Origin of the sequence: Gemmatimonas sp. (genome assembly GCF_041689975.1) — a bacterium.
Lineage (GTDB): Bacteria > Gemmatimonadota > Gemmatimonadetes > Gemmatimonadales > Gemmatimonadaceae > Gemmatimonas.
Genome location: NZ_JBDNFF010000280.1, coordinates 13098 through 35249 on the forward strand (window position 1 = coordinate 13098; position 22152 = coordinate 35249).

At 63.7% G+C, this 22152-nt stretch carries 19 protein-coding genes and 1 pseudogene; 14 read left to right on the forward strand and 6 right to left on the reverse strand.

The window, feature by feature from the left end; translation table 11 throughout:
- Positions 1-51 precede the first annotated feature (51 nt).
- A complete protein-coding gene (locus ACESNG_RS17125; protein ID WP_373069961.1) occupies positions 52-3015 on the reverse strand; it encodes a prolyl oligopeptidase family serine peptidase in 2964 nt (987 codons plus the stop codon).
- A 130-nt stretch (positions 3016-3145) separates the two neighbouring features.
- On the opposite strand from ACESNG_RS17125, the gene ACESNG_RS17130 reads away from it, so the two are divergent.
- The 9 genes and pseudogenes from ACESNG_RS17130 (at position 3146) to ACESNG_RS17170 (ending at position 11553) form a co-directional block, all read left to right on the forward strand.
- Positions 3146-3568 (forward strand): GntR family transcriptional regulator, encoded by a 423-nt coding sequence (locus ACESNG_RS17130; RefSeq protein WP_373060226.1) that lies wholly within the window; start codon positions 3146-3148, stop codon positions 3566-3568.
- A gap of 5 nt (positions 3569-3573) precedes the next feature.
- Positions 3574-4497, forward strand: coding sequence for an ABC transporter ATP-binding protein (locus ACESNG_RS17135; protein ID WP_373069963.1), 924 nt, complete (start codon positions 3574-3576; stop codon positions 4495-4497).
- Complete coding sequence (locus ACESNG_RS17140; protein WP_373060230.1) at positions 4494-6131, forward strand: hypothetical protein; 1638 nt, start codon at positions 4494-4496, stop codon at positions 6129-6131. The genes ACESNG_RS17135 and ACESNG_RS17140 overlap by 4 nt, the downstream gene beginning before the upstream one ends.
- A 69-nt stretch (positions 6132-6200) precedes the next feature.
- Positions 6201-6455, forward strand: coding sequence for a type II toxin-antitoxin system Phd/YefM family antitoxin (locus tag ACESNG_RS17145; RefSeq protein WP_373069964.1), 255 nt, complete (start codon positions 6201-6203; stop codon positions 6453-6455).
- Positions 6456-6461: 6 nt separating this feature from the next.
- Positions 6462-6833 (forward strand): type II toxin-antitoxin system VapC family toxin, encoded by a 372-nt coding sequence (locus ACESNG_RS17150; protein WP_373060422.1) that lies wholly within the window; start codon positions 6462-6464, stop codon positions 6831-6833.
- Positions 6834-6938: 105 nt separating this feature from the next.
- A complete protein-coding gene (locus ACESNG_RS17155; protein ID WP_373060424.1) occupies positions 6939-7994 on the forward strand; it encodes a polysaccharide biosynthesis/export family protein in 1056 nt (351 codons plus the stop codon).
- 9 nt (positions 7995-8003) lie between these two features.
- The gene (locus tag ACESNG_RS17160; RefSeq protein ID WP_373060426.1) at positions 8004-9482 is read left to right on the forward strand and encodes an SLBB domain-containing protein; all 1479 of its coding nucleotides are present in this window, start codon (positions 8004-8006) and stop codon (positions 9480-9482) included.
- Between the two features lie 283 nt (positions 9483-9765).
- Positions 9766-11311 (forward strand): annotated as a pseudogene (locus tag ACESNG_RS17165) (polysaccharide biosynthesis protein); the annotation flags it as partial.
- A 116-nt stretch (positions 11312-11427) separates the two neighbouring features.
- Positions 11428-11553, forward strand: a complete 126-nt coding sequence (locus ACESNG_RS17170) for a hypothetical protein (protein WP_373060460.1) — start codon at positions 11428-11430, stop codon at positions 11551-11553.
- A 66-nt stretch (positions 11554-11619) separates the two neighbouring features.
- Here ACESNG_RS17170 and ACESNG_RS17175 read toward each other — a convergent pair whose 3' ends face one another.
- Positions 11620-13746: a thiamine pyrophosphate-dependent enzyme gene (locus ACESNG_RS17175; protein WP_373069965.1), complete on the reverse strand. Its 2127-nt coding sequence runs from the start codon at positions 13744-13746 to the stop codon at positions 11620-11622.
- A 176-nt stretch (positions 13747-13922) separates the two neighbouring features.
- Here ACESNG_RS17175 and ACESNG_RS17180 point away from each other — a divergent pair, with 176 nt between their 5' ends.
- The 5 genes from ACESNG_RS17180 to ACESNG_RS17200 all read left to right on the forward strand — a co-directional run bounded on the left by ACESNG_RS17180 (position 13923) and on the right by ACESNG_RS17200 (position 18754).
- Complete coding sequence (locus ACESNG_RS17180) at positions 13923-14387, forward strand: HIT family protein (RefSeq protein ID WP_373060430.1); 465 nt, start codon at positions 13923-13925, stop codon at positions 14385-14387.
- Positions 14388-14710: 323 nt separating this feature from the next.
- A complete protein-coding gene (locus ACESNG_RS17185) occupies positions 14711-15028 on the forward strand; it encodes an HNH endonuclease (RefSeq protein ID WP_373069966.1) in 318 nt (105 codons plus the stop codon).
- 68 nt (positions 15029-15096) lie between these two features.
- A complete protein-coding gene (locus tag ACESNG_RS17190) occupies positions 15097-17085 on the forward strand; it encodes a DUF3857 domain-containing transglutaminase family protein (RefSeq protein ID WP_373069967.1) in 1989 nt (662 codons plus the stop codon).
- A gap of 16 nt (positions 17086-17101) precedes the next feature.
- Entirely contained in the window at positions 17102-17962 is an 861-nt protein-coding gene (locus ACESNG_RS17195) for a neutral zinc metallopeptidase (RefSeq protein ID WP_373060436.1), read from the forward strand.
- Positions 17963-18754, forward strand: coding sequence for a creatininase family protein (locus tag ACESNG_RS17200; protein WP_373060438.1), 792 nt, complete (start codon positions 17963-17965; stop codon positions 18752-18754).
- 112 nt (positions 18755-18866) lie between these two features.
- On the opposite strand, the gene ACESNG_RS17205 is transcribed toward ACESNG_RS17200, so the two are convergent.
- From ACESNG_RS17205 to ACESNG_RS17220, 4 genes are all read right to left on the reverse strand, one after another.
- On the reverse strand, positions 18867-19073 hold the full coding sequence (locus ACESNG_RS17205; RefSeq protein ID WP_373060440.1) for a hypothetical protein: 207 nt from the start codon (positions 19071-19073) through the stop codon (positions 18867-18869).
- Positions 19074-19627: 554 nt separating this feature from the next.
- Positions 19628-20512 (reverse strand): trypsin-like serine protease, encoded by an 885-nt coding sequence (locus ACESNG_RS17210; protein ID WP_373060442.1) that lies wholly within the window; start codon positions 20510-20512, stop codon positions 19628-19630.
- A gap of 71 nt (positions 20513-20583) precedes the next feature.
- Positions 20584-20997: a hypothetical protein gene (locus tag ACESNG_RS17215; protein WP_373060444.1), complete on the reverse strand. Its 414-nt coding sequence runs from the start codon at positions 20995-20997 to the stop codon at positions 20584-20586.
- Positions 20998-21608: 611 nt separating this feature from the next.
- Positions 21609-22025, reverse strand: a complete 417-nt coding sequence (locus ACESNG_RS17220; protein ID WP_373060446.1) for a transposase — start codon at positions 22023-22025, stop codon at positions 21609-21611.
- Positions 22026-22152 lie beyond the last annotated feature (127 nt).

Genomic DNA, 22152 nt, shown 5'->3' on the forward strand with positions numbered 1-22152 from the left:
TTCACCACCTCTCAGCAAGCACCCCACCATCACCATCACCAACATCAAGCATTACATCGCGATCTTCTTGGCCTCGAGCTTCTTCTTCTGCTCGCGCAGATGTTCTTCGAGCTTGAGGCGCGGAATCCCCTTGGCCAGCCACTCCGGCGCTTTTTCACCCTTCAGATAGCTGTCCCAGTACTCCATCAGACGCAAATCGTAATCCTTGCGGTTCTTGAGCTGCGCCAGGCCGTGGTTCTCGCCCACGTACTCCAGCAGGATCACGTCCTTGTCGAGCTGACGCAGCGTATTGTAGAACGTGATGCCCTGATTGAAATCAACCGCGCCGTCTTTGTCATCGTGCAAGATGATGAGCGGCGTCTTCACCTTGTCGGCGAAGCGGTTCGGCGAGTTGCGCTCGTAGGCGTCCTTGTTGTCCAGGAAGTTGCCCTTGAACCGGCCCTGCGAGCTCTGGAAGATGCCCTGATTCGTGCTGCCGGAGTTCCAGTATACCGAGCTGTACATGCTCACCATGTCGGTGAGTGGCGCACCGGCTACCGCGCTTTTAAAGATGTTGGTCTGGCCGATCAGGAACGCCGTCTGGTAGCCGCCCCACGAGTGACCGTGCAGCCCCACATTGGCCGAGTCCACGATGCCCGTCTTGATTGCGGCCTTCACCGCCGGCACCACACTCCACACCGCACTCATACCCGGGTCGTTGATCTTGTACACGATGTCCGGCAGGAACACCGCGTAGCCTCGCGAGTTGTGCACGCCGATCAACGCATTCGGCGAGCTCGAGAAGGTGGGCGAGTAGAAGCCGTTCAGGTTGTCCGACTGCAGCTCGTAGATGAACACCAGTGTGGGATACTTCTTGCCCTCTTCGTAGCCCGCCGGGAGATACAGCGCGCCCTGTAGCGAGTCGCCCTTCTCGGTCACGTAGTTCACGAGCCGCGACCCAGCCGACCACGCCACGCCGTTCATGCTCGGATTGGCGTCGGACAAGCGCACCGAGTCCGCAATCGCACCGCCGCCGAACGATACGCGCCAGTAGTCGGGGAAGCGCGTCGAGGTCTGAATCGACGACACCCACACCTCGGCGTCGCGTGCCTTCATCGGCGCATGACGTGCATCGCGCCATCCGGTGATCGCGACCGCGCCGGCCTTGGCGGGATCGATGCGCACGATCGCTTCCTTCTTGGTGAGCGCCTGCATCGCGGCCATGTACACGGGCTTGGCCAGGTCGATGTTGCGCTCACGCGGGTCGGTGTTGATCACGCGCGAGTAGCGTGTGCGCGTGGCGCGGCCGTTGCCGGTGAGATTCGCCCAGCTCTTGCCCGCCATGCCGATACGCCACACGTCGTAGTTGTCGCTGATCAGCGCGAAGCGCCCATCCTTGCTCCAGCCCACGATGTTCGTACTTGGACGGTCCACATTGTGATCGTCTTCCGTGTTGATGAACGACACCGGCGCGCCGGCCGTCACGTTGGAGATCGCCTTGGTGGCCACGTCGTACGCGTGGAAGTTGCCGTCGTCCCAGAAGAGCACCGACTTGCCGTCGGGTGACAACGTGGACGCGCCGCGCAATTCCTTCCTCACCAGCGTGCGCGTTCCCGTACGGGCGTCGATGAGGTACAGATCGCGGCGCTGCACGCCGTCGTAGCTGCTCTGACGCTCGTACGCCTGATTGTCGGTGCCGAGCACGTAGCGGTCGCGCGCGCCGAGTGTGCCGGTGCGCACGATGTCGTCGGTGAGCTGTACGACTTTCTGCGTCGCGGGCAGGAACGTGGCCAGGAACGAGAAGCTCTTGTCGGCATTCTCCTGCACGATCTGCATCGACTGCAAGCGTGCGTCCTTGCTATGCCACAGAATGAGCGACGGACGATCGTCGTCTTCGAGCTGTTCGCTCTTGGGCACCGGCGGCGTCGCCACGCGGAGGCCGATCGCGAGTCCGTCCATCTGCTCCAGCCAACGCGGCGTGCGCTCCGGGCTCACTTCCATGCCAGTGGGGAGGGCTGCGGTGGCACCGTTGCCCACCGCGATCATCTGCTGCGTGGGCGAGCCTACGCGCGCAACGGCGGCCGCGGTCCACGTGGTGTCGGTGGTCGCACTGTCGATCGTGCCCTTGAGATAGGCGAAGGCGGGGAAGCTGTCGGTCCAGGCGAGGCGACGGTATAGCGCCTTACCGGCGTCGATCGACTTCACGGTGCCGCTGGCGAGATCGCGCAGCTGTACGCCGTTGCCGAGCTGATCGCGCGCGTCGATGGTGTAGCTGAGCCAACGGCCTTTGTCGTCGAACGCAAAGTCACCGACGTTGCCCACGTTGAAACTGGCATTGGTGCCCAGCTCATGCAGCAGGAGGTCGGTGCCTTCCACCCGCGCCGCGCCGCCGCCGATCGGATTGCCGCCCATGCCTGGCGCGCCGGGGCCGGGAAGGCCGCCGCTAGTGCCACCGCCACCGCCACTACCGCCGCCGACTTCCGGCGCGTAGGCCTGCATCGCGACCCACTTCGGCGAGTCACCGCCGAACGAGAAGCGACGGATCTTGTCGAACTCACGCGTTTCGCCGGTGGCGACATTCACGAGGCGCAGTTTCGATTGCACGGTACGACGTTCGCGACGCATGCGCTTCTGGTCCGCCGCCTTGGGATACACCAGCATCGCGGCCCACCTGCCGTCGCCGGACAGTTGCAACGCGGCGTTGCCACCACCGCCAGGCCCGCCGCCGGCTGCCGGCGCCTCGCCGATGGCGAAGCGGTGCTCCTTTCCGCCCAACGAGGTCTGACGGATCACCACCTCGGCGTCGCCTTCATTGGGCGCGATCGTGTAGGCGAACCAGGCTCCATCGTTGGAAAGCGTGGTGCCGCGGATGGACTTCCAGGCCGAAATATCGGCCGGGGTGATGACGCGCGCGGTGCCGGCACGACCGGCGGCATTTGCACTGGCGTTGCCACTGGCCGGCTGAGCTAGCGTCACGGCGGGGGCGGCAAGCAAGAGCGCACCGATCGCGAGAGGGCGCCTCGGGAATGCGAACATCGGAACTCCGAGTGTGAGAGGACGGAGGGGAAGCTACGGCTGGGGCGGGAGAGCGCCACCGCGGTGGCGCGGTTGACCTCCGTTTCTCATGCCTCTTGACTTTTAGCTGTACTAGTACAACTAGTACACCATGCTGCCGTTTCCCATATTTCTCGTCCCCGGCGAGTCCCCCTACCGCCAGGTGGTCTATGCAGCCACCAAGGCCGTGGTGTCGGGCGTGCTACCGTCGGGATCGCCGTTCCCCTCGGTTCGTGAGCTGAGTCAGGCGCTCAAGATCAATCCCAACACGGCGCACAAAGTGGTAGCCGAGCTCGTGCGTAACGGCGTGCTGGAGGTGCTGCCGGGGGTGGGGACGGTGGTCGCGATCGGCACGGAGTCGTCGGCGGCGGAGAAGCGGGCACTGTTGTCGAAGCCAGTGGAACAGCTGGTGGTGGAGGCCATGCGTCTGGGGCTCGCAGAACAGGATGTGGTGCAGGCGGTGGCCTCGCGTTGGCGCGAACTCCGTAGCGAAACTCAACCAAAAGTCGCCATTTGTGCGGCGACGTCGGAGTGATTGAAATGACGACAACACAGAGCGCCGTCGCCGTGCAGGGACTCTCGCACCGGTATGGCCGCAAGCGCGTATTGCACGAACTCGATCTCACGATTCCCGAAGGGGCTACGTACGCATTGCTCGGCGCAAACGGCGCCGGCAAGACGACGCTGCTGCGCGTGCTCGCGGGGATCGAGCGTGCGCAGTCGGGCTCCGTATCGCTGTTCGGCGACCGCGTGCAAGGCATGACGCTACCGCAGCGACAGCGATTCACCTACGTGGCCGAAGGGCAGGAACTCCCCACGTGGATGCGGCTCGAGCAGATGGAGGCGTACTGCGCACCGCTGTATCCCACGTGGGACGCGACACTCGCGGCGGATCTGCGCCGTCGCTTCGAGCTCGATGCGACACAGAAGATCGGTACGATGTCTCGCGGGGAGCGCATGAAGGCCGCGTTGCTCTGTGCACTCGCGCCCCGCCCGCGGCTGTTGCTGATGGACGAACCGTTCACCGGCATGGACGTGGCGGTGAAGGAGGAGCTCGTGCGCGGATTACTCGAGACGGCGGGTGAGCATGGATGGACGATTCTGGTGAGTACCCATGACATCGCGGAGATCGAAATGCTGGTGGACTGGGTAGGATTTCTGCGGGATGGTCGAATCGACGTGTCCGCACCATGGGAGCAGCTGCGCGACCGGTATCGGCGGGTGGAGTTCACCCTCGCCCCGGGCATATCGTTGCCGCGCTCGCGACCCGCGTCGTGGCTGCGCGTGGAACAGTCAGGGCAACGGGTGTCGGTGTTCGGCAGCGGCATCGGCGGCGCGGCCATCGCGCAGGCAATGCCGGGCGCCATGGTCGCGATCGACGAGCATGAAGTGACGCTCCGGGAGTTGTATCTCGCGTTGGCGAAGAAGGATGTGACCAGTCTGCCATCGGAGGCGGTCGCATGAACCTCGCCGCTCAGACGTTGCATTTGTTGCGCTTCGATCTGCTACGCATGCGCTGGGTGATCGCGGCCTGCTACGCGGTGCTCGCACTTGCCGTGATCACGGCACTGGGAGCGGTGGAGGTCGTCTCCATTCCTCGCGCGTCGCTGCCGTATCTCTGTACGGGTCTCTTGTCTATGGCGGCGGCGTTCGCAGTGCAGGGCGACTCACCGCTACGACCAGAAGCATTTTGGCGTGGCCAAGCCACGCGCTCGTCGGCATTGTTCCTGGAGAAGTCACTGCTGATCAGCGTGATCTTCGTGCTGTGTCCGCTGGTCATCGCGCTGATGGCCGTTGCATCGTTCAACCTGACGCTCACGGAGGTCGTGCAGCACACAGCACCGGCTGCCCGAATGCTCGCGATGTGGGTAGCGGTCTCTGCGCTCGTCGCCGTGAGCACCACGGAATTGAAGTCGGCGATCCTGTTGTTCCTCCTTTCGCTGATCGGATTCGCCGGCGTCCTGAATCTCGCTGGCAGCGTCTCGGTCTGGCTCACTCGCGTGTTGCCGAGCGTCCCGTTGTTGCCGGTCTTTCTCGCCATTGGCACCGTCATCGCCGTGACGTATCTGCGGGGACTGCCGCGGCGACTCTCGGTTGCGCTCGCGGCGCTACTCACTGGGTTGGGGCTCTTTGCGTTGAATGCGAAGCCATCGATCTCGCTGGCGGGTCGTGGCCAGCCCTCCGTGACTCCGGCGACGCTGGTCGCGGCGCCGGAGTCGCTGCAGGTGGATAGCGTGTCGCTGGCGTCCGGTACGCGCAACGATGGTGTCGCGAAAGTCGACGTCAGCCTGACGGGAGAGACGCCGGGTGCCCGCTATTCATTGAGCTGGGGTCTGCTCACGGCGTACTTCGCGAACGGGGACAGCGTGGCGGTCTCGCTGCGAGGCACTATCGGATACGCGCAGGTCGATCGTCTCGTGATGCTGCCCAAAGGCTTGCGACTGCGACACGGAGCCGAGCGCGACGTACACCATCGAGGTACGCTTGCCGTAAATCGCGCAACATCCTCCTCCGTTCGCCGGAGCGCCGCAGAACCTGAAGGGTACAGCCTCACGCCAGATTTCGCTGACCCGACATCCGCGATCTTGAAGCGTCTCGGCACCGACGCAGTTACGAAGGTGCGCGTCGACGTCGTGCTCAATCGGTACCATCAGGTCGAGGTGGCGTCGATACCGCTCAATGGTGACGTCGAGAAGAACGAAGGCGGAAGACGACTCTCGTTCCGTAGACGCGCGGGATCCGGCCCGGACGCGTTCAACGTCAGCTGGTCGACGCTGGGCCCGACGCGCGCCCCAGCGTACGGCGCGATCGAAAACGGCGACTGGCGATTCACGCGACCGTATCTGTTCGTGCTTGAGAATGCCTCACGTGGCGATGCCGTCGTCATGCAGCAAGGCAACTCCCAGAGTAGTGGCGAGGCCGTGGTGCTCCCCGGCATCGAGCGTCGATACCAGCGCTTTGAGCTGGACGGCGTCGAGGCGGCGGACGACCGAACGCTCGATGCGGACTGGCTGAAGGGGGCGACGCTTCGTGTAGTTCACTGGGAGCTGGACGGGCGACTTGCCCTCTCAACGAAACACGTCCTTCCGCGTCGTTGAACTTGACCAAATTGGTCAACCGTTTAACACTTCGGGGATCGCCATCGTTCACGCACACCCGCACTTCGAATGCCGAAGAAAGTCGTCCGCGAATCCGTCGCTCTCTACGACGCGAAAACCCCGCTCTCGGCGCTGGTGGATCGTGCCGCCGCCGGCGAGGAAATCGTGATCATGAAGTCGGGGTATCCGATGGCACGGCTCGTCCCCATGGAAGACACGCGATATCTCCTAATCCCCGGACAGGGCAGGGGGCTATGGAAGGTTACCCGTACGTGCGACGAGCCGCTGCCCGATAGCGTGCTCGACACCTTCGAAGCGGACTGACGTCGCGTGCGCGTGCTACTCGATACGCACGTCTTGATCTGGTGGGATTCCGGTGCGCGCTTGTCGTCCGCGGCCTCGAAGGCGATCCGGAGTGCTGACGAGGTCTTCGTGAGTAGCGCCTCGGCATGGGAGATCGCCATCAAAGTCGCGCTCGGCAAGATCAGTGGCAGTCGAACCGTCGCCTCCGCGACCGAGGCCTCCGCGTTCACCGAGCTGCCGGTCCTCTTCCGGCACGCTGAAGCTGCGACGCGTCTCCCTTCGCACCATCGCGATCCCTTCGATCGCATGCTGATCGCGCAGGCGCAGGTCGAGAATCTGGTCGTCATCTCACGGGACGACTCCTTCACACTGTACGACGTGAAGCTTGTCCGCGGATAGCCCCGCCGCCAAACGTCACGGTTTCGCAACCGACTGTTCCAGCCCCGGAAGGTCGTTCGTCATTTCCCTGACGAACGACCTTTCTCTCTATCAGAATCTTTGAAGATGTCCCGTTCACGAGTGCTCCTGGTGCTCGCGGCGAGCATCATGGCCGGCGCCTCTGTCGAGCCTGTGCGCGCGCAGTCGCTGCCAGCGAACATCCCAACCCCGGCCCAAGCGCTGGATCTGGTGCAGAACCGCCCCGAATTGGTGGCGCAACTGCGGCAACGTATCCAGGCCTCAGGTCTGTCGGCCGCGCAGCTCCGGGCGCGCTTGCGCGCCGCCGGTTATCCCGAGTCGCTACTGGAGCAGGTCATGGGCGGCGCCGCCCCCGCGGTCACCACATTACCGTCCGATTCGCTGATCAGCGCTGTCCGGGCCCTCGGCATCGTCGATTCCGAAGACGCAGTGGTGTTGCGCCGAGTCGCCTTGACCGGCCCCCGCACCAACGCCGCCAACGCGGCCAACATGGCCAATGCGCGCAATGCCACCGGTGCGTCCAAGCCGGCGAACGGAGCCACGACGGCCGCCGCCAACACCGCTGCCGTCGACGGCCGTCAGCTGAGCACCAGCTACGACGCCGAGGGCTCCACGCTGTTCGGATACGCACTGTTCTCGCAGCCGACGACCATGTTCGATGCGAACGCCGGTGGACCGGTGGACGCGTCGTACAAGCTCGGCGCCGGTGATCAGCTGGTGCTCATTCTCAGCGGTGACGTCGAAGCGGCCTATACTCTCGACGTCACACGCGAAAGCTTTGTCGTGATCCCCGTCGTCGGCACGGTACCCGTGGCGAATCTCACCCTCGGTGATCTCGACGTCTTGTTGCGTACACGGCTGCAGCGCGTGTACTCGGGAATCGGCAACAGTACGCGCTTCTCGGTCAGTGTAGCGCGTCTGCGCAGTAATCAGGTGTTCGTGGTCGGCGATGTGCAGCAGCCCGGCAGCTATCGCATTTCCAGCGCTGGCACCGCGCTCACAGCACTGTATGCCGCCGGTGGTCCGAGCGAGCGCGGCTCTCTGCGGCAGGTAGAAATTCGTCGCCGTGGCAAGCCTTCGCAGCGCTTCGACGTGTACGAATATCTGTTGCGCGGCGATGCCAATGGTGATGTGCGACTCTAGAACGGTGATGTGCTCTTCGTGCCTACGTACGGGGCGCGCGCTCGTGTGAGCGGTGGCGTATTGCGATCGGCCACATACGAACTGCGACCGAACGAATCACTCGATGAGTTGATCGCGACCGCCGGTGGATTCACGGATGATGCGTCGCGTCGGCGTATTCGGATCCAGCGTATCGTGCCGCCGGCACAACGCACAGCCGAGGGTAGCGATCGTATCGTAGGCGACGTCAGTTTACCCGACGCCGCCAAGGGCACGACGGCCGTGCGCATCCCGATCGAAGCCGGCGATGTCGTGGAAGTGCCACTCGTCTCGAACCGTGTGCGCGGTCGCATCACGATCACCGGTAACGTCTGGCAGCCCGGCGCGCAGGGTATCGACAAGGCCAGCACCCTCGATGACGCGATCCGTCAGGCCGGTGGACTCAAGTCCGACACGTGTCTCGGACGCGTGATCGTCTCGCGTCTGCGCGCGGACTCCACGCGCGCGCAGATTCCGGCGACGCTGCGCAGCAACGGAACCGCGACGTCACCTGTTCTGCTGCAGGAGGACGACGAGATTTCGGTGTCCTCTCTCACGGAGTTCCGTGCCCCGCAGTACGTGGCGATGAGCGGGGCGGTACGCAGTCCGGGTCAGTATCCGTATCGTGAGGGCATGACGATGCGCGATTTGATCCTGCAGGCCGGCGGCCTGCTGCCGAGCGCGTCGCTCGAGGAAGCGGAGATCGCGCGCCTGCCCGACCGGCATGAGCAGGGGCAGTTGGCGATCACGTTCCGTGTGCCCCTCGATTCGTCGTACGTGGTCGAGTCGCGCGCCGCCGCCGCGCCCACCGGCGACACGCGTCTCTCACCCTATGACAACGTACTGGTGCTGCGTCAGCCCGACTGGCAGATGCAGTCTACCGTGACGCTCACCGGCGAAGTGCAGTTCCCCGGTACCTACGCGCTGACCTCGAAAGCTGAGCGACTCTCCGACGTGATCGCCCGCGCCGGCGGGCTCACCGCCTCGGCCTACTCCGCCGGCGTGGCCTTCTACCGCGGGCAGCATGCCGTGGGACGCGTGGGTGTGGACCTCCCCAGCGTGCTGCAGAATGCGAAGGATCGTGATAACCTGCTGCTGATCGACGGCGACTCTGTACACGTGCCGCGCTACAATGCGCTCGTGTCGGTTTCGGGAGCCGTCAACTCGGCCGTCGCCCTTCCCTACGAGCCCGGCGCGTCACTCGCCCACTACGTCCGCGCCGCCGGTGGTACAACACGCAACGCCGACGCGAAGCGCGCATACGTGGTGCAAGCCAACGGGAAAGTAGAGACGCGCCACCTGTATCTGTTTGCGCTTGTGAAGCAGCCAACACCGCGTATCGGGAGCCAGATCGTCGTGCCGGCCCGCGATCCTTCGGACAAGCGCGATGTGATGCAGTTCTTGGGCACGATGACGCAGGTCCTCGGCAGTCTGGTCACGCTTGCCGTGGTGCTGAGCCGTACCAACTAGACCCCGCGGCCGACGCGGTCGAATCGTTACGACCCGCCAGCTAAAGGCTGGCATTCTTTGTCCTGATATTCGAATGAGTACCCACTGAGTCTTCGCCGCAGAGAGTGAATATCACGATGTCCCGTTCCGTGTCTCCGACGCCGGCACGATCGCCGGAGGCCGGGTCATCGACTGAGGGCCGCAAGGCGCCGTGGCTGACTCACAGTCAGTTGTTCGTACTCGATGTCACGACGCTGACGGCGGTCTGGGGGATTGCCTGGTCGCTGCGATTCGAAGGACTCGAATGGCTCGACTCGAGTTGGCGTCAGGCCGCGAGCTATCATCTGATGTTCGCGGTACCGATGTGGCTCGGCATCATGGCGGCCTTTCGTCTGTATCACCGGTCCTGGAGCACGGCCTCGGTCGAGGAACTCAAGGCGATGATGGCCGCCGTATCGGTGGCGACGATCGCCAACGTCACACTGGCGGTTTTTTGCTGCCGGTTCTCGGGTTGTCTCCGACGCGACTGCCACTCTCGGTCATTCCATCGCACACGGTGTGGAGCATTGCCGCGCTTACGCTGCCGCGTTTGCTGGCGCGCGTGCGGATCGTGCACCGCCGTCAGCGTTGTGACCGCACGGTACAGGCGCCGATGCTCAGTCTCGGTGCGAGTGCGGCGGGACGACTCACCGCACGCGAGATGCTCGAGAATCCAGCCATGGGGCTGCGTCCGATCGGCTATCTCGACGACGACGTCTCGAAGCGCAACCTGCACGTGGGTGGGCTTCGCGTTCTCGGCTCGGTGCGGGAACTCGAAGATCGTATTCTCACGCATGGCGTGCGTCATGTCATCATTACGATGGCCAGCGCACCCGGCGCGACGATCCGCGAGATTGTGCGCATCTACACCGCAGCCGGTGTGGAGATTCGGATCATGCCGCAGATCGGCGAGATTATCTCCGGTCGCATCGGCGTGAATCAATTGCGCCCGGTGGAGAGTCAGGATCTGCTTCGCCGCGAGCCGGTGCAAACCGATCTCGGTTCGGTGCGCCGTATCATGCAAGGGCAGACCGTGCTCGTTACCGGAGCCGGTGGGTCGATCGGCAGTGAGCTCTGCCGCCAAATAGCGCGCAATGCACCGGCGCACCTGTTGCTACTGGGACACGGCGAGAACTCGATCTTCGATATCCAGCAGGCACTGCGCTCCCACTACGCATCGGTGCCTCTCACGTGCCTCATCACCGACATCCGTGACGAGACGCGGCTGGACGCGATCTTCAGGCAATATCGCCCGAGCACCGTGTTCCACGCGGCGGCGCACAAGCACGTACCACTGATGGAAGACAATCTGGCCGAGGCGATCACCAACAATGTGAAAGGCACGCGTTCCCTGATCGATGCGTCCGTGCGTTACGAAACGCCGCAGTTCGTGCTGATCTCCAGCGACAAGGGGTCAATCCGTCCAGCATCATGGGAGCGACGAAACGCATCGCCGAGCTGCGCGTACAGCGCGCGGCGGTATCGACCGGCCGGAACTCTGTGAGTGTGCGCTTCGGCAATGTGCTCGGCAGCCGCGGCAGCGTGGTGCCGACCTTCCTGCGGCAGATCCGTGCCGGTGGACCGATCACGATCACGCACCCCACATGCAGCGGTGCTTGATGACGATCCCCGAGTCGGTGCAGCTCGTGCTGCAGGCGGCGGTGCTCGGCAGGGGTGGCGAAGTGTTCGTGCACGATATGGGCGAGCCGATCAAGATTGTCGATCTGGCGTCCGATCTGATCCGTCTCTCGGGGCTGCGCGTGGGTGACGACGTCGAGATTCAATTCACCGGACTGCGGCCAGGGGAGAAGCTGTTCGAGGAGCTCTCACGCGACGATGAGAGTCTGCAACCCACGGCGCACCGGACTCTTCTCTCCTCGCGCCTCGGCATTCCACCGGCAGGCGTACACGCCCACGTGGATGCCTGGTGCAGTCGGCGATGCGTCGCGACGACGATGCCGTGTTGCGGCAGCGCATCGCGGAGCTGGTGCCGGAGTACATCGCGCTTGGCACCACGCATCAGGTGGCCCGCGAACTCACGTTGGTCGCCTGAACGGCGATTGCCCCACGACGCAGACGAACGGCGCGTCGTGGGGCATCGATGAGACGTGGTGTGCCGTCAGAAGGCGACGATATCGAGGTAGGCCTTACGGAACGTGTCGACCTGTGGCAGGGTCGCGTCCTCGAGCGAAGGCGCGTATCCCACAAACACGTCGGCGCTGGCGATGCGCTTCACCGGCGCATCCAGCCACGCGAAGCACTCGTCCGCGATCTTCGCGGCGATTTCCGCACCGTAGCCCCACGAGAGCGAATCCTCGGTGGCCACGATCACGCGGCTGGTCTTTTTAACGCTGTTGAACACGGTTTCCTGATCCCACGGCGAGAGCGTGCGCAGGTCGATGACCTCCACGCTCGGTCCGCCTTCCTCGGCGATCTGATTGGCCGCCACGAGAGCACGCTGCACGGTGGCGCCGTAGGTCACGAGCGTGACGTCGGTGCCTTCGCGCAGGACGTTCGCCTTGCCGAACGGAATCATGAAATTTGGGCCGGGGTAGCGGCTCTTGTTGTACGTCTGGCGATACAGGTGCTTGTGCTCGAGGAACAGCACGGGATCTTCACTGCGAATGGCGGTGCGGAGCAGACCGTTCGCGTCGAGCGCGTTGCTGGGGCACACCACGCGAAGGCCGGGGGTGTGCGTGAACAACGATGCACCCGTCTGCGAGTGATAAATACCGCCGCGAATGTAGCCGCCGTACGTGGTGCGAATGACGACGGGCGCACTGAACGTGTTGTTCGAGCGCCAGCGCATCGTGGCGAGTTCGTCGCGGATCTGCATGAACGCGGGCCAGATGTAGTCGAAGAACTGAATTTCGACTACCGGCTTGTAGCCGCGGTGTGCGAGGCCGATGGCGCGTCCGACGATATTCGCTTCGGCCAGCGGCGAGTTGTACACCCGTCCGCTGCCGAACCTGGTCTGCAGGCCGTGTGTCACCTTGAACACGCCGCCCTTGCCTTTGACCTTGCCCAGGTGCTCCTCGCGCGACACGTCGGCCACGTCTTCTCCGAACACCAGGATGCGCTCGTCACGCGCCATTTCATCGCGCATGCAGGCGTTGAGTAGATCCACCATGGTGGTCGGCTCACCCGTGAACTGCGGATCGTCTTCGGTATCGAACTGTTCCGCCGTCGGATCGACATCCGGCGAGTACACGGCGAAGCCGACGGTATCGGCGCCTGGCTGCGGCTGCTCGAGCGCGTCGTCGGTGGCCGCGAGAATCTCGGCGTCGACCGTGTCACGCAACGCCTGCAACTCTTCTTCCGTAGCGAGACCTTCGGCGAGCAGATACCGCGGGAACGTCGTGAGTGGGTCGCGCGCGGCATCGGCCTCGATCTCGTCCTTCGGACGATAGAAGACCTCGTCGTCGGAGAGCGAGTGCGAGTATGGACGGATCACTTTCGCGTGCACGAAGGCCGGTCCGTTGCGCTCGCGCGCGTAAGTCACCGCGCGGTCGAGCGCCGCGTACGACGCCAGGAAGTCACAGCCGTCGACTTCCTCGATATAGAGCCCCGGGAACGACGCCACGAGCTTCGAGATCGAGCCGCCGGCGGTATTGACTTCGACCGGCACCGAGATCGCGTAGCCGTTGTCTTCCACGAGGTAGACGACCGGCAGCTTGAGATTGCACGCGCTGTTCAGCGACTCCCAGAACTCGCCTTCGCTGGTTGTCCCGTCGCCGGTGGTCACGAGCGTCACGTCATCGCCGGGGAAGCCGTCGGTGAGTTGGCCCTGGCGCGCGCGCAGCGTGGACTCGGCGTTGCCGATGGCCTGCAGGAACTGCGTGCCCGTGGGTGACGACACCGACACGATGTTGAGATCCCGACTCCCCCAGTGACTTGGCATCTGCCGCCCGCCCGAGTTCGGATCGGCGGCGGCGCCGACGGCACTGTACAGCATGTCGGCGGGCGTCATGCCGAGCTGCAGGCAGAGCGCTCGGTCACGGTAGTACAGATAGAACCAGTCATAGGACGGACGCAGCACCATGCCGGCCGCCGTCAGCACGGCCTCGTGACCCGCGCCGGAGATCTGGAAGAAGATCTTGTTCTGTCGCTTCAGCTGAATCTCTTTATCATCCAGCCGGCGCGAGGTGTACATGACACGGTAGGCGTTCACCATCTGCTCGCGCGTCAGCGCAGGCTCGGCGGCGGCTCCCTTGCGGGGGCGGCTTGGGCGGGTCGAAGTGGCCATCGAAGTGATTTGGAGGGCTGGAAAGAGACAACCCTTAATCTTAGCGCCCGACGTGAGCGGAAGGGACTTTCCCCGGCTGGGATCCTCCAGTGCGTGCCGGGCGTAGATTTCCGGGACAGGTTGGCGTCGCCGTCTCCACTCTTTGGTGAAATACCATGCATGCTCGCACCGCTCCTATGACGCCGTCCAGCGGCCACTGCATCTTCTGTGATTTGATTCGCGGCGCCGCCGAAGTGTCGATCTGCTACGAGGATTCCGTGGCGATCGCCTTCCTCGACATTCAACCGGTCAACCCCGGTCATGTGCTGGTCGTCCCTCGCGAGCACTACGAGGTGCTACAAGACATCCCCAAGGACATCGGTGCCCATCTGTATCAGGTGGCGACGAAGCTGATCCCGCGGGTGCAGACCGCGTCGGGGGCGAGCGACATGAACATCGTCGTGAACTCGGGCGCCGCCGCCGGCCAGAACGTGATGCACTATCACATTCACCTGATCCCGCGCCGCGAAGGCGATGGCTTTGATGTACCCCTGCCGTTCCCGGGCTCTCTGATGCCGAACCGCCAGCAGCTCGATGGCATGGCGGCCCGGATCGGAAGCATGCTTCGTGACCCGCTCACGAACAGCGGGATGAGAGGGTAAACGGAATTTGATGTAACGGTCCGGCTCTGGTCTTGACGGGAGCAGGAACGTGATCGTATCGTCGCGATGTCCGAAAGATCGATGCAGCGATCGTTTCAGCTTTGGTGTGCGTGTCCACCCGGTTTTCCTGGAGGATGATGCGTTCCACTCGCCTCAGTTCTTGCTCGTGCCGTGCGGCCCACCCATCGGCACAATCCCGGCCCGCAGCGCGCCGGCTCTTTCGCGCCGACTGTTCCCAACGCCCCGTCGTGAGGCTCACCGCCTCCGCCGGGGCGTCGTCACTTCGGCCACAGATAGCGGCCCATGTGGCGGCGAAACAGGCTATGCGCCGCGCGGCCCTGCGCGACTGCGGACAACGCTGCGTGTACTGCGCGTTGCGTCTCGATCATCGCAGCGCCACCCTTGACCATGTCGTGCCACTGACCCGCGGCGGGGCGCACGATCCCGGCAATCTCGTGACGGCCTGCGGTCCCTGTAATCGTCTCAAGGGCGGCATGCTCCCATACGATTTTTTCGAGCGACATCCATGGGCCGGTTCGAACTTTGTGCGCTACGCCCGCTCGGTCCATCGCGCACTCAAGCGTGGCGCACGCCGCGCCGTGAGTCTGGCCTTCGCTCGCGACGACCGGATGGCGGCGTAGCGGAACGCTCCCGAAGGTGACGCGCAGGCGCGACTCGCGCTGGCGACGCGGGCATGCGACCATTCCGTATGCTTCGTTTACTGGCGCTGAGCGCCCTGCTGTTCTCGTGCGCGTGCGTGGTTTCGGCGCAGGTGACGCCGTCGTCACCGTTGCCGCTGGTGCCGTCCGATTCGGTGTTACGCCTCGCCGTCGATCCGGCGCGCTCTCTAGGACAGCCGTTCGTGGTGTTGCTGCAGGAGTCGAGTTTTCGCGTGGAGTCCGACGGGCGCTGGCAGCAGCGTAACCGGCGGGCGGTGCAGGTCATCGACGAAAGCGCCGCGCGTGGCTTGGCCGAGCAGGCGTTCGCGTTCGCGTCGTCGCATCAGACGCTCACGATCGAATGGGTGCGCGTGCTGCGAACCACGGGTATCGTGATCGGCGACAAACCGGCGCAGATGCAGGATGCCGACGTGCCAGCGGCGATGGCGAATCCGATCTATCAGGATCAGCGCGTGCGTCGTCTGTCCCTCGCTGGCGTAACCGCCGGTACGGTCGTCGACATCGCGTGGACGGTGAAGGAGTCCGCTCCGCCGCGCCCGGGCGACTTTCTCTTTCTCGCTGGATTGAACGGTCCGGTCACCATCCGACGTTCGCTGGTCGAGCTCGATGTCCCTGACGGCTACGCGCCCACGATCGTGGAACGCAATCTGACCGTGCAGCGCCGAGACGACATCGTGAATGGCCGTCGTCGATACACGTGGACCTCGAGTGATCAGCCGGGTGTTCGCGGCGAGCCGTTCGCCGCCGATTCCAATGGCGTCGCGCAGACAATCACCGTGGGTCCGCGCGGCACGTGGACAGAAATCGCGAGTTGGTATCACGGCTTATCGAAGGATCGATACGCGTTGAGTGCCACGGACGCCGCGCGCATGGATTCCATCGTGCGCGCCAGCGGTGCGCGGACGACGCTCGACACCATTCGCGCGGTGCATCGCTTCGTGGCGCAAGACATCCGGTATCTCTCCGTGGCACTCGGCATGGGCAGCTATCAGCCGCGCACGCCCGGCGAGGTGTTGTCCACGTCGCTCGGCGACTGTAAGGACAAAGCCACGCTGTTCGTGGCAACGCTCCGGCGGTATCGCATCACGGCGAATCCCGTGTTGCTCTCCCTGTCGCAGCGCCCCGACCCCAACGTGCCATCGATGCTGCAGTTCAATCACGCCATCGCCGCCGTGCGCGACGGCGCCGGTTGGAGCCTCACCGACCTGACCGCCGAGTCGATTCCTTATGGCGAGTTGCCGGATGCGTATCAGGGGAGCTTCGCGATCATCGTCGGTGACGATGGTTCGGCGCAGCGCGTCACGCTGCCGGTGCGGCCGACGGAGCGAAACATCTCCACCTTGCAACTCACCATGCAGATCGGCGCGGATGGACGGGCGGCCGGTCGTGCCGTTGAGCGGGCGGAAGGATCACCGACCTACGGGCTGCGTCTCGGACTGGGCACATCCCTCGACTCGACGCGCCGCGCCGCATTCTCCCGAACGCTCGCGCAGCGCATCTTCGGCGCCGAGGCGATCGGAAGCGCCCGCGTCGATTCGCTGGTGGTGTTCGACGGCCGCGATTTCAGCGCCAACGCGCAGATCTCATATTCGGTGGTGTCCGAAGGGCTGATCCGATCCATCGGATCCACGAAAGTACTGGCGGTGCCATCGGTGGTACGCGGACCAGCGCGAAGCTTTCGCGCGGCCCTGAGCGAGCTCGAGAGTCGCGGCGCCCGACAGCTACCAATTGACGCGAGCCGGATTCTTGCACCTATCGTGCATGCCACAGAATGGACCGTGACGCTGCCGCCGGGTTGGACGGTTGACGTCCCGGCAAATCTGTCGGCCACGAGCTTCTTCGGCAGTTACAGTTCGACGTGGTCGCAGAACGGTCGCGAGGTACGTGTGGTGCGCCGGTTGCAGGGACAGCGTGGAATTTTCGGCCCCGAGCGCATCGCCGAGGTGTTGGTATGGCTGCGCACGGTTGGAGCGGATGATCAGGACTTCTTGACGGTGAAGCCGACTGCGGCGCCGTAATTGCGGAGCGAACGACATGCGTTGGACCCCAGGTGGACGAAGCGACAATCTCGAGGATCGCCGTGGCGCGACGGGCGGCGGCGGGTTCCGTGGCGGCGGCGGCGGTTTGAAACTGGGCCTCGGCGGCACGGTCGTGTTGCTGGTGCTGAGTCTGATCTTCAAGCGCGACTTGCTCACGGAGTTCAGCGGCGGCGGGATACCAAGCGGCCAGCCGGCCTCGGCTACGCAGGAAGCGCCGCTCACGGATGCCAGCGAAGAGCAGATGGTGCAGTTCGTGTCGTTCGTGCTCGACACGGCGCAAGTCACGTGGCGTCAGCTCATTCCGCAGTATCGCGACGCCCGGCTCGTGCTGTTCCGCGAGGGGGTACAATCGGCCTGCGGGCCCGCCAGCGCGGCCTCGGGGCCGTTCTATTGCCCGGGTGACCAGCGGGTGTACGTCGATCTTTCCTTCTTCGATCAGCTCGAGCGACAGTTTGCCGCGCCCGGTGATTTTGCGCAGGCCTACGTGCTGGCGCACGAGATCGGTCATCACGTGCAGAACCTGCTCGGCACGGAACGCGACATGCGCAATGCCGTGCAGCGCAATCCGGCGGCGGGCAATCAGCTCTCCGTCGCGATTGAGCTGCAGGCCGATTGCTACGCTGGTGTGTGGGGCTACGCGGCCGCGCGCGCGGGCATTCTGCAGGCGGGCGATCTCGATGAGGGGCTGTCGGCTGCCGCCGCCGTTGGAGACGATCGGCTGCAAAAGATGCAGACGGGTCGGGTGAACGCGGAAACGTTCACGCACGGGTCGTCGGCCGACCGGCGGGCCTGGTTCCGAAAAGGGTTCGAGTCGGGCGATCAAAGGGTCTGCGACACGTTTGGGCAAGGGCGCTGAGTGATACCAACTCACGATGGGTATGCGCCGCGCGTTGGCGTGCTGGAAGAACAGAGCTGGCCCGTAATGCGCGAGGGCGTGTGGCCCGTGGCGCTGCTCCCGTTCGGCGCCACGGAGCCGCACAACACGCATTTGCCCTACGGTACCGACACGATCATGGGGCGCGAAGTGGCGGCGCGGGTTGCCGCTGCGTGTGCCGTGCACGGCGTGAACGTGGTGGCGCTACCCGCGGTGCCGTTCGGCGTGAATACCACGCAGCTCGACTTGCCGTTCACGATCAACATGATGCCGAGCACACAACTCGCCGTGCTGCGCGATGTGGTGCGCAGCCTCGAACCACATGGTGTGCGCGCACTGGTGCTCCTGAATGCGCACGGCGGTAATGAGCTGCGGGCGTTGGTGCGCGAACTGCAGCCCAGCACGTCGATCGTTCTTGCGATCGTGAACTGGTGGCAGGCTGGTGATCACGGCGTGTTCACGAGCGCGGGCGATCATGCTGGCGAACTCGAGACGGCAGCCATCATGCATGTGGCGCCGCACTTGGTGGTGCCCGATCGCAGCACGTGGGGCGACGGTCACGCCAAGCCCAGCGTGTTCGACGGCGTGCGCCGCGGCTGGGCATGGCTGCCGCGTCGCTGGACGCAGGTGACCGCAGATACGGGAGTGGGCGATCCGCGCGCGGCCACGGCCGAGAAGGGCGCGGTATTCGTGGCGCAAGCGGTGGAACGGATCGCGGCATTCTGCGCGGAGCTGGCGGTCGTCGATCCGCATGCGATGTGGGCGGACAGGTAGGTGGTCGCGGAACGTAACGCGGCGATCGTCTGCGAACTTCCGCCTTGCACGCGGTAAATCCGGCTCCCAGTGACGTGCGCGAATTCACGGGAGTCAACGAAACGCTGAGCGGTTACCGAAGACGAACGCCAGCAGAGATGCCGTAGACATTCGTGTGCATCCCCATGAGACTGGGAATGGTCAGGTTTCGCGCGGAGATCACCAACGCTGCGCGCTTCACGACGAAAACGCTTAGATCGACTCGTGCCGCGAGTGCAAGCGTGGCTTGCTCCGTGGTGACCGCAAGCGCCGGTCCGGCCAGCAGCATCAGTGTCGCCACTCTACTTCCAAGCTCAATCCCCGCGGAGGCGCCAGAGTACCCTACGGACGGCATGAGCGGCGCACACGGACCTCCGGGGACCCGAAACGTGCACGTTAAGCTACTTCCGTTTCGAAAGGCGCCGCCCGCGACTGCGCTGACAATCCACGATTTGTGCGCGGACGCGTCAACGCGAGCGCCGACCAACAGATCCGCAGAATACGTGTCTCTTTCCTGGAAATTACCCCCTCGACTCGAACTGAGTCCGACCACGGCGGTGACGAAGCGGTCACGAAAGACTTGTGCGCCGATGGGATCGGCGAACGTGAACAACGCTAGCATGCCAATAACACCAGCAGAAAAACGCATGAGAGCTCCGAAAAGTTGACCGTCGTGCGCGAAGCGAAGAAACGAGAAACTGAGCTCACCGGAGAAGCCGGTTTTGCCGCGCCTTCACGCGTTAGGGGCGTCTTGCCGAAACCCGTTCGCGCTTGGCCGAGAAACCGATGTACGTCTCGAGCGCGCCCGGTGTAACGAACTTCGTGACATCGGCATGAAGTTGCCGAGGCAGCCGACTACGGAGCGAGACGGAAGTACTTCATAACGCTGGTGCGAGAGGGCGTGCCGTTGCTGTTGTACGCAATCAATTGATATGCCGCGTAGCCCTCCGTGCTGAAATTCGGAATCGTGGTGCCGGTGTACGCATCGACGATAAGAAAATCGCCGGAAAACAGGGAGGTCACGTTTCCCATGTCCTCGAAACCGTTCGAACCCTGTTCGTTCGAGTATCGATACCATTGACGAAGAAGACGATAGCTTACCGCCGACGGTACCGAAGGCCAAGTCAGAACGGGGTTGTTACCTGAGAGGCTGCCAGTGACCACGGGCTGGGCTGGGAAGAGCGACGGATGTATCACATCGTACGCGTCGATTGCCAGATTCTGCGCTACGCGCGCAAACGAAGAGAAAATCATGTTGTTGTTCGGCCAGCCACCAATCGCTGAGGTAATGCCAGCCAACGTGACGTAGCCGGAACCCATGCCGTTTTCAAAGAATACGGGGCCGCCACTATCCCCCTTTTTCAGATAGACGTTGGCATCGTTCTGGCAAGTGCGCGTGCGCGTCCCAGACGAAAAATAATCGTTGCAGGTATGCGTGATCTGGCCAGACGTCCAGCCCGTAATCATGCCCGTCTTACTGATGCTGAGGCCAACGAACATGTTTGTTGGCGCAGCCGCTGAAATAGTCCAGAACGGCGTGCTTTGGTTCCATTGTAAAGAGCCGCCGGGATTCAGCCTGGCGATCAAGCCAACTTGGCCAGCAAGACCTGCTGAGTACGAATACGTCGCGGCGTCACTCCCTCGGCACGTCCGGAGCCCGCCAGCGTATCCAGCGGGATCTTCGGTCTCGAAGCCGATCTGGCGCACCGATGGGGAGTTGCGCATGAGCGCACCGTCCACGCTCCACTCGTGTGACGAACAGTGAGAGGCAGTCACGAATCTTGGCCCGGCATTCGTCGTTGCGGTAAAGCTCACAGTGCAAAACGATTGACCGTCTGGGCTCGGCTCCCCGACGTTCCTATCACGCCAACGATGACGCTGTCTTGGTCCGTAATCGAGTTCGGCGTGGTGCTCGCCGTAGCATCAACGGGTCGTGTGCCACGTTCGACTGATAGCGCTGCGGCTGGAACGCCTAGCTTCACAATGGCGGCTCGCGCTTGGTCTATGGTCTCGGGACCATCCATCACAAAACAAACTCGGTTCAACCGTTCGTCGAGGTCTAACGAAACAGCAGATGGAATCTGTCCATTGTTCACGGCGTCGAACACGAGGTCACGCCACGCGGCGAGTTCAGACACGGTGAACAGTGCCTCGTCCACCACAAAGCCAGAGGACTTCTGTCCCAGCGGTCGTGGCAGTGTGCCGTCAAGGAAGGTGCGCGTCACGGCGGCGCGTGCCGTCTCAATATTCCTTTGGCTGTGACCCACACGTGTACTTCGCTGGCTTCGTTCATGTAGAGCCCACCGAATCCGACAACGCGCGATTCAAGGTCGAAAGGAAAACGCTCCTCGGGACGAATCTGGTCAGGCTTGACCGAAACCGCAGTGGACCGTTTGACGAGTTCGGCTTCCGTCGGTCAACTCTGTTCTCTACAGGAGATTGCGACGAAGAGGGCTGCAAAACCGGCGTACTGTGACTTCGAAAATTTCTTCACCCATAAATCTCGATGGTTTGATGGAAGGGGAGCGGAACGCGCCGAACGAGTCGACCATGTTTTAGCGCAGGAAAGCTCAGACTACGTACGCTGCAGTCGCCTAGCAACTACCGCTGGTGATCGGTATCACGGCAGTACACGGGGCGTTTCAATTGTGATGAGGGTGGTGGGGAGCATCTTGCATCGCGTGCTCTTCCCGTCATCGCGCTCTGTGGCGCGCGCGTAACGTGTCGAGTCACGCTCGTGCGGTGCCGGATCTGTCGCTACTCGCGATCGAGCGCGTTGGACGTGAACAGGCGACGGCGGTTTTTGGGATCCGTCAGCGCGGACACGTCGGGCGTTTCATAGAGGGTGTGGACGAGCCACGCTGACCGCAGGCAATGCCGGGCTCAGCATCACGTTGCGCACGTCGGCATGCTCGTCATTTACTTTGCACTGACTGTCGTGCAGCCCCACGAGTAATTGATCCTGTCGCATCGCGCTCCAACGCTCTGTGCTGTCGGCATTGCCCAGCCCGCAGCCCAAATACTCGCGATCGCCGTGAGCCCGCATATCGATGACCCAGAGGGTGGCAATCGACAGCTGGTGGCTCTCTCGCAGAGCCCGTTCGTAGTGCGCATCGACGATCAAGAAGGGCACAGCTCGGGCGTCGAGGTGGCGGAACCGCGAGGCGATCAAAAGCGTCATCAGCGCGTGGTCGTGTCTGGCATGGCGCTGAAGCTCGCTCGGCTGACACAGCGGGTCCGGTGCGTACGACACGAGGGAATTTCGGCCAAGGCGGCGGTCGGTGACGATCGTTCGCAGCAGACGTTGATGGGTCGGGTGAACCCTGAGTCATTCATGTACGGTTCGTCTGCCGACCGGCGCACGACGGATACGCGCCGCG